Here is a 13034-nt window from a genome sequence, read left to right as displayed (position 1 = left end):
AATCAGCAAACCTTTTGTGGGAGGAATATTTCCTAATGAATATCGTTTTAATGGGTCTGCCAGGTGCTGGTAAAGGTACGCAGGCAGATAAAATTGTTGAGAAGTACGCAATTCCTCATATTTCTACAGGCGATATGTTCCGTGCTGCAATTAAAGAAGGTACTGAACTAGGCTTACAAGCTAAGTCGTTTATGGATCAAGGTGCACTTGTACCTGATGAAGTAACGATTGGTATTGTTCGTGAGCGACTGGCTAAACCTGATTGTGAAAAAGGATTCTTATTAGATGGTTTCCCACGTACTGTTCCTCAAGCTGAAGCCTTAGATAGCATTCTTGCTGACCTAGGTAAAGCTATTGAGCATACATTAAACATTCAAGTTGAAAAGGATGAGTTAATTGCTCGTCTTTCAGGTAGACGTATTTGTAAAACTTGTGGTACATCCTATCATTTAATTTTCAATCCTCCTGCTGAGGAAGGGAAATGTGATAAAGATGGTGGCGAGCTTTATACACGTGCAGATGATAATCCTGAAACGGTTGCGAACCGTCTGGAAGTAAATATGAAACAAGCACAACCTCTACTTGATTTCTATCAAGCTAAAGGCGTGTTAACTAATATAGATGGACAGCAAGATATTAACAAAGTGTTTGCTGATCTTGATGCTCTATTACAGAGCAGCCGCAGCTGATACCCGGCTCCGGGCGCAGAGTACTGCTTCCGCGGGAGGCATGCGGGAGCAACAACGAAACATAATTTTTTTGAGAGTTGCAAAAGCATATTGTGCCCGGTATATATTTCTTCTTAAAAGTGCAACATACCTTTTGGAGGAGTATAATGGGTTTCGTGGAAGCATCTGTGTAACGGGTATGAATATCTCATCCAAGACATTCCGGTATTCGTGTAAACATGGGAGATTCAGTGCCCTTACTGGTTCTGTATATTCCGTGGATTGTGTGAAGCGAAACCAGACGAGCGTCTTTCAAACATCTCTCATACAATCCAAACATATGTTGAAACGAGGTTGCTTCTAAAGTTGCAGCAGATATCCGTTTGATGTAACGATGAGAACTTTAATTTGCATATAGAGAGGAGACAGAGTAGATGGCGAAAGATGATGTAATTGAAGTCGAAGGGACAGTTGTTGAGACTTTGCCAAACGCGATGTTTAAGGTAGAATTAGAAAATGGACATGTGATTCTAGCACACGTATCTGGTAAGATTCGTATGCACTTTATCCGTATTCTACCTGGAGATAAGGTTACTATTGAGTTATCTCCTTATGATTTAACTCGCGGTCGTATCACATACCGTTTTAAATAATCTTTTGCGCTCCGGACTACTAAGGAGGTTAGGTTAGATGAAAGTGAGACCATCTGTGAAACCGATCTGCGAAAAATGTAAAGTAATTCGCCGACGCGGTAAAGTAATGGTAATCTGTGAAAATCCTAAACATAAACAAAAACAAGGTTAATTCTAAAGGAGGTGCACAACGTACATGGCACGTATTGCTGGTGTTGATATTCCTCGCGACAAACGCGTGGTAATTTCATTAACGTACATTTTCGGTATTGGTAAAACTACAGCTCAGAAAGTACTAGCTGATGCAGGTATTTCAGAAGATACACGCGTACGCGACTTAACTGAAGATGAGTTAAACAAAATCCGTGAACAATTAGATTCATACAAACTTGAAGGTGACTTACGTCGCGAAACTTCATTAAATATTAAACGTCTGATGGAAATCGGTTCATTCCGTGGTATCCGTCACCGTCGTGGCTTACCTGTTCGTGGTCAAAATACGAAGAACAATGCGCGTACGCGTAAAGGTCCTCGTAAAACAGTTGCGAACAAGAAAAAATAATTGGTAAAGGAGGTTCCTTCTTAACATGGCTCGTAAACAACAAACTCGTAAACGTCGTGTGAAAAAGAATATCGAATCTGGTATCGCACACATTCGTTCTACATTTAACAATACAATCGTAACGATTACAGATATGCAAGGTAACGCTGTATCTTGGTCAAGTGCTGGTGCTCTTGGTTTCCGTGGTTCACGTAAATCTACACCATTCGCTGCTCAAATGGCTGCAGAAACTGCTGCTAAAACATCCCTTGAACATGGTCTGAAAACGTTGGAAGTAACTGTTAAAGGTCCTGGTGCTGGTCGTGAAGCTGCTATTCGTGCACTTCAAGCTGCTGGTTTAGAAGTAACTGCTATTAAAGACGTTACTCCAGTTCCTCATAATGGTTGCCGTCCGCCAAAACGTCGTCGCGTGTAATGGGTGCGTCTCATATTGTATGAGAACATCATTTTTTGTACAGACTGTCTTGTGCAGATAATAAACGATACGTCATTGACGATCGAATCTATGATGGAAAGAACCTATACATTCGATGTTTTGAAGGAGGGTAAATAAAATGATCGAAATTGAAAAACCAAAGATTGAAACGGTGGAGATCAGCGAAGATTCCAAATATGGAAAGTTTGTTGTAGAACCGCTTGAACGCGGATATGGAAACACTTTGGGTAATTCTTTACGTCGTATCCTTCTGTCTTCATTACCAGGAGCTGCTGTCACTTCAATTCAAATTGATGGTGTTCTTCACGAATTCTCAACTGTAGAAGGCGTAGTAGAAGATGTAGCTTCAATCATTTTGAACGTGAAAAAACTAGCTCTTAAAATCTACTCTGACGAAGAAAAAGTTATTGAGATTGATGTTAAAGGCGATGGTACAGTTACGGCTGCTGACATTACACATGACAGTGACGTAGAAATTTTAAACCCAGATCTATATATTGCAACAATCGCTAAAAACGGTCATTTACGTATGCGTATGTATGCACAACGCGGCCGTGGTTACACTCCTGCTGATCAAAACAAACGTGAGGATCTTCCTATCGGCGTGATCCCGATCGACTCTATTTACACTCCAGTATCACGCGTCAATTTCCAAGTGGAAAATACTCGTGTTGGTCAGTCTTCTGACTACGACAAACTTTCTCTTGATGTGTGGACAGATGGCAGCATCGGTCCGAAAGAGGCGATTTCGCTCGGAGCAAAAATTTTAACCGAGCATCTTAACATCTTCGTTGGCATGACAGATGAGGCACAAACTGCTGAAATCATGGTCGAAAAAGAAGAAGATCAAAAAGAAAAAGTTTTAGAGATGACTATCGAAGAGCTTGATCTTTCTGTTCGTTCTTATAACTGTTTAAAACGCGCTGGTATTAATACAGTACTAGAACTTGCGAATAAATCAGAAGACGACATGATGAAAGTTCGTAACCTTGGACGCAAGTCATTAGAAGAAGTAAAAGCGAAGTTAGAAGAGCTTGGTTTAGGATTACGCAAAGAAGACTAAGCGATTTAAACACAACTAACAAGATCAGATTTTTTTCTATAAAGGAGGGAAACATCCATGGGTTACAGAAAACTTGGTCGTACAAGTTCTCAACGTAAAGCGATGTTACGTGACTTAGCTACTGATTTAATCATCAACGAGCGTATCGAAACTACTGAGGCTCGCGCTAAAGAAGTACGTAAAGCTGTTGAAAAAATGATTACTTTAGGTAAACGCGGAGATTTACATGCACGCCGTCAAGCTGCTGCATTTATCCGTCGTGAACTAGTAACAACGACTGATGCAGAAGGTAACGAATCAACATCATTTGCACTTCAAAAGTTATTTGATGATGTTGCACCACGTTATGCTGAGCGTCAAGGTGGTTACACTCGTATTCTTAAAGTAGGTCCTCGTCGTGGCGACGGTGCACCTGTTGTTGTGATTGAACTAGTTTAATCATAAGAGAAAACTTGTGGTGAAGAGGGTGGGAATCACCACCCTCTTTCTTTATAAATGATTTATACGACAAATAATTAAGCTGAGCGTTATGATGAGCGGACACTTATTAGTGTGGCGTCTCGTTTAGCTCTCCGCACCTCATTCAGGAGAAATAGGGCTTGAGCACCCATATTTCTTGTAAATGTAACGACTAGCGCATTTCTATCGAATGAGGTGCGCGCTTTTTTATTAGATTAGATGGCGCCAATTTGTGGTGCTTTTTTTAATATATGGGTGTTATTTTGTTATTTATTAAACCAATATCAATTTGAGTTGCTATTGTAGTATTTTTCTTTTATCGACATACGGATTGTAGTAGAATTCATACATAAAAAAGTGTAAGTTAATTAGTAGAGCTGAGCGTAGGGAGAGGAGTTCTAGATATGCCTGAAATTTTATCTTTAAATAATGTAACTTTTTCATATACACCAGAAAATCCAAATAGTCGTAATGCTGTTGAAAATGTTAGCTTTGCTGTGGAAGAAGGTGAGTGGATTGCTATAGTAGGACATAATGGTTCTGGTAAGTCCACTATTGCCAAGCTGATGAATGGTTTATTGTTTCCTCAACAGGGAGATGTACGAATATTGCGAGAACCCTTGAATGAAGAAAATCTTTGGGAATCTCGCTCTTTAATGGGAATGGTCTTTCAAAACCCTGACAATCAATTCGTTGGAGCAACGGTACAGGATGATGTAGCATTTGCCTTGGAAAACAACGGTATCCCCTTTGAAGAAATGGTAAAACGTGTACATGCGGCACTCGAACAGGTAAAAATGAGTCAGTTTTTAGACCATGAGCCACATCATTTATCTGGTGGACAAAAACAGCGTGTAGCCATTGCTGGGGCACTTGCATTAAAGCCGAAGCTTTTAATTTTAGATGAGGCTACATCCATGTTAGATCCTCAGGGGCGTGCAGAGGTGTTACAAACGGTTCAAACATTACGTGCAGAAACAGGATTAACAGTTTTATCTATTACCCATGATTTAGAAGAGGCAATGTTAGCGGATCGTGTTCTTTTTATGAATGATGGTAAGAAATTTGCAGAAGGTACACCTGCTGAAATCTTTGCACTTGGGGACAAGCTAGTTGAATTTGGACTAGATTTGCCATTTGCCTTGAAGTTATCAAAGCTATTGCAAAAGGAAGGTGTTCCATTAATGGGGCAACATATGACAGAAGAAGAGTTGGTGAATGATTTATGGACATCAAACTTCAACAAGTAAGCTATGCCTATGCACAAGGAACGCCCTTTGAAAAACGGGCATTATTCGATGTGGATTTTGACATTCCATCTCATACTTATCAAGCGATAATTGGCCATACCGGTTCTGGGAAATCAACGATTTTGCAGCATTTTAACGCACTTCTAAGACCTACTTCAGGAGAAGTACATATAGGAGACCGTCTTATTGTAGCTGGGAAAAAAGCAAAGGATTTAAAAGCTGTAAGACAAAAGGTCGGCATTGTCTTTCAATTTCCAGAGCATCAACTATTTGAAGAAACCGTGTTGAAGGACATTATGTTTGGCCCAATGAACTTTGGTATATCAGAGGAGGAGGCTGAAGCTCGTGCAATAGAACTTGTCAGCTTAGTCGGTTTGCCAGATAACGTTTTGGATAAATCACCGTTTGATTTATCAGGTGGTCAAATGCGTCGAGTAGCGATTGCAGGCGTTTTGGCGATGGACCCTGAGGTTATTGTCTTAGATGAACCAACAGCAGGTCTTGATCCACGTGGTCAAAAGGAAATTATGGATATGTTTTATCAGCTCCATCAAGAACGTCAACTTACAACCATTCTAGTAACCCATAGTATGGAGGATGCAGCTCGATATGCTGATAATATTGTGATTATGCATGAAGGGAAGAATGTCTTAAGTGGATCACCACGAGTTATTTTTAAAGATGTTGCAACATTAAAGGAATTCCGTTTAGAGCCACCACGTATTGTCCGCTTTCAGCAAAAGATTGAGCACATGATGGGGCATTCCTTGTCTAAGGTTTGCTTAACAGAGGAAGAGCTTGCTACTGAAATTGCTCAAGCCCTTAGAGAGGAGCGTGCAGAGTCATGATGGAAAAAATGATCTTTGGGCGCTTCTTACCTGGTGATTCACCTGTACACAAACTTGATCCACGGTCAAAGCTGATCTTTGTGTTCGCCTTTATTATTATTGTGTTTTTAGCCAATAATACCGTGACATATGCTATGTTACTCGCATTCACGCTACTGATTGTATTAGTATCGCGCATTCGTCTATACTTTTTAATAAATGGACTCAAACCAGTACTCTTTTTGATGGCCTTCACATTCCTTCTCCATATTTTCATGACGAAGGAAGGCGTCCCTGTGTTTGAATCAAAATTCATTACGATTTATGACGAAGGGATTAGGCGGGGAATATTTATCTCAATTCGTTTTCTAGTATTAGTATTTATGACGTCAATCTTAACGTTAACTACATCGCCGATTTCCATTACAGATGGTATCGAGGTTCTACTGAATCCCTTAAAAGCAATAAAAGTACCCGTACATGAATTGGCTTTAATGATGTCCATCTCATTACGCTTTATTCCAACCTTAATGGATGAGACGGATAAAATTATGAAGGCACAAATGGCAAGAGGCTCTGATTTATCATCTGGGCCAATTAAGGACCGTATAAAGGCAGTAGTACCATTGCTTGTGCCTCTCTTTGTCAGTGCATTTAAACGGGCTGAGGATTTAGCAACAGCGATGGAAGTAAGAGGCTATCGCGGTGGTGAAGGACGCACTAGGTACCGTAGGTTAAAATGGGATATGGGGGACACATTTGCGATTGTGTTATTAGTAGCAATAGGCGTATTGCTATTCTTCTATAGAAGTTAAAGGAGTAGGCTATATGCGACGATTAAAAGTAATTATAAGCTATGATGGCACACTTTTTTCGGGCTATCAGGTACAGCCAGGTGAACGCACAGTGCAGGCTGAGCTTGAGCGTGTTCTAGCTATTATGCATAAGGGAGAACAGGTTAAGGTAACTGCAAGTGGTCGTACAGATGCTAAAGTACATGCGACAGGGCAAACATTGCATTTCGACACACCACTTGCCATTCCAGCAGAAAAATATAGTAAGGCTTTGAATGTGCAACTGCCAAGAGATATTCGTGTATTATCGGTTGAGGAAGTGGCACATGACTTTCATGCGCGTTACGATGTGGCTGGAAAAAGATATCGCTATATTTGGTCTTGTGAGCCTATCCAAAGTCCATTCCGCAGATATTATACTGTGGAGACAAATGGGGTCAAACCTAACGTAGAGGCGATGCAAGAGGCAGCTAAGGCTATTATTGGTACACATGACTTTTCTTGTTTTTGCGCGGCGAATACAAGCGTGAAAGATAAAGTACGCACAGTAACATTGTTACAATTTGAATGGCATGGTGAAGAGCTACATATGGTGATTGAAGGGAATGGCTTCTTATATAATATGGTACGTATTATTGCAGGTACTCTTTGGGAGGTTGGGATAGGTCGACGTAAGATTGACAATGTGTCCCATGTAGTTGCTTCAGGTAATCGTGATAAGGCGGGAAAAACCGCTCCACCACAAGGGCTATACTTAGAAAAAGTGTTCTATTAGTGGCGTTCTATAATTCTGAACAACTTCACCAGGTGTTTAATGAAATTGCTTGACTTTAAAAGTCATTCATTATATGATAACAGATGGTATTTTCATTACCACCACAAATAAGCCCCGAAACTTATAGTGTAGTCTAATGAAAAATAACGGTAATCGAATCGATTAGGAGGATATATACATGCGTACAACATTCATGGCTAAAGGTCACGAAGTAGACCGTAAATGGTTAGTAGTTGATGCAGAAGGCCAAACTCTTGGACGTTTAGCTTCTGAAGTAGCTGCAATCTTACGTGGTAAACATAAACCAACATTCACACCAAACGTTGACACAGGTGATCACGTAATCATCATCAACGCTGACAAAATCCATTTAACTGGTAACAAATTAGAGGGTAAATTATACCGTCACCACACTCAATTTGCGGGTGGTTTAAAAACACGTACTGCTGGTGAAATGCTAGATAAGTACCCAACAAGAATGATCGAATTAGCAGTTAAAGGAATGCTTCCTAAAAACTCTTTAGGTCGCAAAATGTTCACTAAACTTAATGTTTACACTGGAACAGAGCATCCACATGCTGCACAAAAACCAGAAGCATACGAGCTTCGCGGATAATATAAATTAAGAGGAGGATATTACTTTGGCACAAGTTCAATACATCGGCACTGGTCGCCGTAAAAGCTCTGTAGCTCGCGTACGTTTAGTACCAGGTACAGGTAAAATTGTTATCAACAAACGTGAAATCGAAGAATACGTACCATTCGCTGCATTACGCGAAGTAATTAAACAACCATTAGTAGCTACTGAAACTACAGGAAGCTATGATATCCACGTAAACGTTAACGGTGGTGGATACACTGGTCAAGCTGGTGCTGTTCGTCACGGTATCGCTCGTGCTCTACTTCAAGTAGACCCAGATTTCCGTGCTGCATTAAAATCAGCTGGATTACTTACTCGTGATTCACGCATGAAAGAACGTAAAAAACCAGGTCTACGCGGCGCTCGTCGTGCACCTCAGTTCTCAAAACGTTAATATCGTTGTTATATCAACGATTTCAAGCTCTTCTCAGGTTTACCTGAGAGGAGCTTTTTTTACGTCTATAACAAAAATAATATGATTTGTTCAGAATTTGTTTAACAGCCCTATGATAGGATGCCTAAGAGGGCTAATGAAATACAGGTGAAAGTCATATTGCATAATGGATTTCATTCTAACTAACTGATAGTTTGATGTTATATATAATTGTGTTCAAGTAGGGGAGGGGTGATAGTGAAAAAAAATATTAGCATTACTTTGACCATTATCATGCTATTTATTATCGTATACTTTATTGGCAATGGAGAGTATTTTGTTAGTAGTAGTAAGCCGATTGCGCAGAATGGGAACGTTACGATTGAAGAAAAAGAACTACAAGAAAAGACTATTTTAAAACTAGATGGAGAATGGTCTTTCTATCCAAATATCTTAATAGCATCAAGCGATTCATTCGACGCGTACGAGAGCGAGAAAATACCAATTGAGGTACCAGCTACTTGGAATAGCTTTGTAGAACCAAATGAGGAAGGACTTACTGTAGGAACGTATCATGTTAAGATAAATGTACCAGTTGAAGGGGAATATGGATTATACATTCGTTCAATTCGCCAATCTAACCGTGTTTTCATAAATGGAAAAGATGTAGGTAGTAAGGGGAATCCGAGTGAAACCTTAAAGGACTTTAAGTTCGAAAATGATGATAAATATACGGTGTTTGCACCAAGTGAGAATCTAATGCTTGATATAGTGATTCATGTGGGGAATTATAATTATCCAAAAGCCGGTATTACTTTTCCTATTGAGTTTGGAACAAAGGAAGCTATTCAAAGAGATTTTAGCATGAAAATTTTAGCAGAATCGTTTGTATGTATTGGTTATATTGTATTCGGTGCAATTTATATTATATCGTATAGTCAAAATCGGAAGCGTAAAGAAGAATTGTTTTTGGGGTTATTCACTATATTATTCGGACTGTACATGTCGTTTACAAATGAAAAAATATTTTTCCTTATTTTTACACATTTAACTATAAATGAACAAGTACGTTTACAATTAGGGATTTTACCACTTGTTGATGTTTGTTTAGCATTATTTCTCTATTATTTGTATCCGGAGTTTATGAGGAAAAAAGCGATTTATATTATTAGTATTTTGTTAGGTTTACTTTTTTTTATCTATGGGATTTACAACCCGATGACAAAAAATAGTATGATTATACCAATAGAAAATCTAGTTCTTTCCCAAATAATCTTTGCAGTAATTTTTATTCCAGTTGGGCTTTATAATGTGTTTGTGCTATTACGTGTGCTTATGAAAGGTGTAGATGGCTCACGTTATATTCTAATTCTTTTAGTATCTCTTACTTGTTATACTTTTTTAATGGTAATGTATTACATTTTTGATATACCTATGGTTTATAGTGAACAATTATTGTTTATTTTTACACTCTATAGTTTTGCATCTCTGCTTAGCTTCCGAGCAAATACTTCTTTTAAGGAAGTTCAAGCGTTATCGGAAGAGCTTTTGATGCATAATCAAATGAAGGATGAGTTTTTATTGAAAACGTCTCATGAATTACGTACGCCTTTAAATGGTATTTTAAATATATCCAAATCATTAATGGAAGGTGTACAAGGACCTTTAAAGCGTGAGCAACAAGAAAATGTCATTTTAATACATAATGTCGCGCAACGTTTAGGTTATTTAGTAGAGGATTTATTGATTTCTTCGAATCATATGACCGGAGAAGTTCGTGTTATCCCTCGTGTTGTTCCGATAAGCGTAATTGATGAAGTAATTGAGGAAATTCGTAGTTTAATGTCGAGTGATACATCCATAAGGTTAATGAGTGCAGTAGATTCTAATTTACCCCATATGTATACAGATGAATTACGATTGAAACAAGTGCTTTATAATTTACTCTATAATGCTCTGCAACATACAAAACATGGGCAAATTACAGTCTTAGCTAGTGTACGTAATGATTATATGGAAATACAAGTAAGCGATACTGGAATTGGTATACCATCACAAGACTTAGATCGAATTTTTAATTCTTTTTATCAAGTAAAGAAAGGTAAAAAAAGTGGGGGTCTTGGGTTAGGATTAAGTATCTCAAAAAATATAGTAGAACAGTTAAATGGGGAAATTCATGTAACAAGTACATTAGGTGTTGGAACAATTTTTACATTTACGGTGCCACTTGCCACCCTCGAAAAACTAGATATTGAAACACAACACCAGATAGGCAATCGAGCAGATAATACTATACTACAGCTAGATTTACCATTAATGCATAAAGGTAATGACAAAGCCATACTCATTGTTGATGATGATCATGTGAATATAAAAGTACTAGTGGACGCATTAATTCAAAAAGGCTATACCGTTATTGGAGTAGATAATGGGTTTGAAGCGATAGATTATATAAAGAAACATAAAGTAGATTGTATGTTAGTCGATTTAATGATGAATGGTATGTCAGGCTATGAATTATGCAAACAAGTACGAAAGCAATACGATATGTTGGAATTACCGATTATAGTTTTAACAGCAATTATGCAGCATTCGGATTTAGTGTTATCTTTACAAGTTGGGGCAAATGATTATCTGCAAAAACCGATTGCGATGGATGAATTACTAGTGCGTATTCAATCATTACTAGCGGTTCGACAATCTTCCATTGATGCGATTGAAGATGAAATGAATTATTTATATGCGCAAGTAACTCCTCATTTTGTCTACAATACACTTAACACTATTATCGGCTTAAGCTATACAAATATAGAGAATACACGAGAGGCGTTATACAGTTTAGCCACCTATTTCCGTGCCAAGCTAAATGTCCATTATCGTAACAGCATGGTTTCAATAGAAGATGAAATAGATCTTGTAAAAGCATATCTCTATATTGAAAAAATGCGCTTTGGTGATCGTCTTACAGTTGCGTATGATATTGATGAGTCCATTCAATCTTTGATTCCAGCATTATCAATTCAGCCTATAGTTGAAAATGCAGTTTTACACGGGATTTCGAAGAAAAAAGAAGGTGGTACTATTGAGGTGAGTGTGCAACGAGAAGGTCAATTTATACGTATTAAAATTTATGATAATGGGGTCGGTATCTCAGAAGAAAAGTTGCAACGATTAGTAAATGAAGAAAACTCACGTATTGGATTTACGAATCCTTTGAAAAAATTTAAGCTTATGAGAAATGCCAGTTTTCGTATATATAGTGAAGAAGGAAAAGGAACTACTGTTATTATTCTATTACCAGAAGAGAATTCGTAACCTTTACAAATGGCGTACCGTTTAAAGATGATTTGGTCTTTACGGAGTCAGAGGCAGACAAAACATCTATCCTAAGACTCTTTCTACTTTCGAGGAAAGAGTCTTTTTGTCATTCCATCATAAAAAGCAATCTGTGAAGTAACCCAAAGATTGCTTAACGTTATTTCTTTTGAAATTGCAGGTGAAATTGATGCAACAGATAAGCTAATTCCGAAGTGAGGCCATCTAGAAAAGTATATGATCATATCTCCTATAGTGTTAACTGTTATTTCGTTCGGGTACAGCTTCTTTTAAAATTTGCTCAATCTCATAAAAGCCTAGTTTTTTTGCATGCTGCAATGGTGTGACACCATTTTGATCTCCAATAGTTATATCAGCACCATGATCCACCAATAATTGCACAATTTCTTGATGTTTCTCCCCACCATTGCCTAATATGACTGCCTCCAATAGAGCTGTCCAATGCAAATTATTAATGTGATTGACATGAATGTCCGAGTGATTAAGTAGCTCTCGAACCACCTCAACATGTCCACGTTCGGATGCAGGGATGATGGCAATTCCACCAAAGCGATTAGTTAGCTTTGTATCTGCCCCTGCAGATATGGCAAGTTTAACGATTTCTAAATAGCCTGATGCCCCTGCATGTAAAAGTACGTTCTCAAGGTTATTATCTCTAATATTAATATCAGCACCATGTTGAATGAGCACCTTCACAGTATCCACCTGGTTATTATAAGTGGCAGCTAAGACAGGGGTTCTTCCATTGTGATCCGTTGTATTAATATTGATGCCTTTTTGCAGAAGTGCTAATACTTTATCAATCTCACCGTTCGCTGCTGAAAGTATTAATTGATCATTCATTTTTCCACCCTCTTTTCTTTGGTTAAAACAGCCAAATGACTAATGGTATATCACTGTAGCCTACTTTTCCGTTTATAAAAATATGGTAACATGTTGCGAATTATACGAGTAATATTAAAAAGATATGCTAGGCTTAGCTTTTTCCTATAATAAATAATGTTGAAGTACTCGTTTGTGAGAAATGTCGATCACCCATAAATTAAGTATATGTAGAAAAAAATAAATAACTTTTTACATAAACCTCACTATTAGTGTACAGATTTAATATATATTAAAAATATTTTCGTATAAGTTTATGTTTTTTTAAGAAATTATTTAGGGGGAGTTTAACATTCCACTTTAATATAGTTTTTAGAAGGTACAACAAACCTTTCAT

At 38.0% G+C, this 13034-nt stretch carries 15 protein-coding genes and 1 pseudogene; 15 read left to right on the top strand and 1 reads right to left on the bottom strand.

The window, feature by feature from the left end:
* Positions 1–35: 35 nt before the first annotated feature.
* From AC1RFD_RS17130 to AC1RFD_RS17060, 15 genes and pseudogenes are all read left to right on the top strand, one after another.
* A complete protein-coding gene (locus AC1RFD_RS17130) occupies positions 36–689 on the top strand; it encodes an adenylate kinase (protein WP_004233689.1) in 654 nt (217 codons plus the stop codon).
* A gap of 249 nt (positions 690–938) precedes the next feature.
* A pseudogene (locus AC1RFD_RS17125) lies at positions 939–1016 on the top strand (type I methionyl aminopeptidase); the annotation flags it as partial.
* Positions 1017–1102: 86 nt separating this feature from the next.
* Positions 1103–1321 (top strand): translation initiation factor IF-1, encoded by a 219-nt coding sequence (gene infA, locus AC1RFD_RS17120; RefSeq protein WP_004233690.1) that lies wholly within the window; start codon positions 1103–1105, stop codon positions 1319–1321.
* Between the two features lie 37 nt (positions 1322–1358).
* Positions 1359–1472: a 50S ribosomal protein L36 gene (gene rpmJ / locus AC1RFD_RS17115; RefSeq protein WP_000868344.1), complete on the top strand. Its 114-nt coding sequence runs from the start codon at positions 1359–1361 to the stop codon at positions 1470–1472.
* Between the two features lie 24 nt (positions 1473–1496).
* On the top strand, positions 1497–1862 hold the full coding sequence (gene rpsM, locus AC1RFD_RS17110) for a 30S ribosomal protein S13 (protein WP_004233729.1): 366 nt from the start codon (positions 1497–1499) through the stop codon (positions 1860–1862).
* Between the two features lie 25 nt (positions 1863–1887).
* Positions 1888–2277 (top strand): 30S ribosomal protein S11, encoded by a 390-nt coding sequence (gene rpsK / locus AC1RFD_RS17105; RefSeq protein WP_004233731.1) that lies wholly within the window; start codon positions 1888–1890, stop codon positions 2275–2277.
* A 139-nt stretch (positions 2278–2416) separates the two neighbouring features.
* Positions 2417–3361 carry a DNA-directed RNA polymerase subunit alpha gene (locus AC1RFD_RS17100; protein ID WP_004233733.1) on the top strand — a complete coding sequence of 315 codons (945 nt, stop codon included), beginning with the start codon at positions 2417–2419 and terminating at the stop codon, positions 3359–3361.
* A gap of 57 nt (positions 3362–3418) precedes the next feature.
* Positions 3419–3799 carry a 50S ribosomal protein L17 gene (rplQ, locus tag AC1RFD_RS17095; RefSeq protein ID WP_008181938.1) on the top strand — a complete coding sequence of 127 codons (381 nt, stop codon included), beginning with the start codon at positions 3419–3421 and terminating at the stop codon, positions 3797–3799.
* 425 nt (positions 3800–4224) lie between these two features.
* Complete coding sequence (locus AC1RFD_RS17090) at positions 4225–5070, top strand: energy-coupling factor ABC transporter ATP-binding protein (RefSeq protein WP_115673256.1); 846 nt, start codon at positions 4225–4227, stop codon at positions 5068–5070.
* Positions 5046–5918 carry an energy-coupling factor ABC transporter ATP-binding protein gene (locus AC1RFD_RS17085; protein ID WP_492475118.1) on the top strand — a complete coding sequence of 291 codons (873 nt, stop codon included), beginning with the start codon at positions 5046–5048 and terminating at the stop codon, positions 5916–5918. The genes AC1RFD_RS17090 and AC1RFD_RS17085 overlap by 25 nt, the downstream gene beginning before the upstream one ends.
* The gene (locus tag AC1RFD_RS17080; protein WP_004233739.1) at positions 5915–6712 is read left to right on the top strand and encodes an energy-coupling factor transporter transmembrane component T family protein; all 798 of its coding nucleotides are present in this window, start codon (positions 5915–5917) and stop codon (positions 6710–6712) included. Before AC1RFD_RS17085 ends, AC1RFD_RS17080 begins: the two co-directional genes overlap by 4 nt.
* Positions 6713–6725: 13 nt before the next feature.
* Positions 6726–7466 (top strand): tRNA pseudouridine(38-40) synthase TruA, encoded by a 741-nt coding sequence (truA, locus tag AC1RFD_RS17075; protein ID WP_066038306.1) that lies wholly within the window; start codon positions 6726–6728, stop codon positions 7464–7466.
* 178 nt (positions 7467–7644) lie between these two features.
* On the top strand, positions 7645–8082 hold the full coding sequence (gene rplM, locus AC1RFD_RS17070) for a 50S ribosomal protein L13 (protein WP_004233742.1): 438 nt from the start codon (positions 7645–7647) through the stop codon (positions 8080–8082).
* A 25-nt stretch (positions 8083–8107) separates the two neighbouring features.
* Positions 8108–8500, top strand: coding sequence for a 30S ribosomal protein S9 (rpsI, locus tag AC1RFD_RS17065; protein ID WP_004233744.1), 393 nt, complete (start codon positions 8108–8110; stop codon positions 8498–8500).
* Between the two features lie 237 nt (positions 8501–8737).
* The gene (locus AC1RFD_RS17060; protein ID WP_492475117.1) at positions 8738–11794 is read left to right on the top strand and encodes a sensor histidine kinase; all 3057 of its coding nucleotides are present in this window, start codon (positions 8738–8740) and stop codon (positions 11792–11794) included.
* A 258-nt stretch (positions 11795–12052) separates the two neighbouring features.
* Here the strand turns inward: AC1RFD_RS17060 and AC1RFD_RS17055 are convergent, their stop codons facing one another.
* Positions 12053–12658 (bottom strand): ankyrin repeat domain-containing protein, encoded by a 606-nt coding sequence (locus AC1RFD_RS17055; RefSeq protein ID WP_492475116.1) that lies wholly within the window; start codon positions 12656–12658, stop codon positions 12053–12055.
* Between the last annotated feature and the right edge of the window lie 376 nt (positions 12659–13034).

The organism is Lysinibacillus sp. GW823-FHT02G10 (genome assembly GCF_058797135.1).
This window is presented reverse-complemented; position numbering and strand designations above follow the sequence as displayed.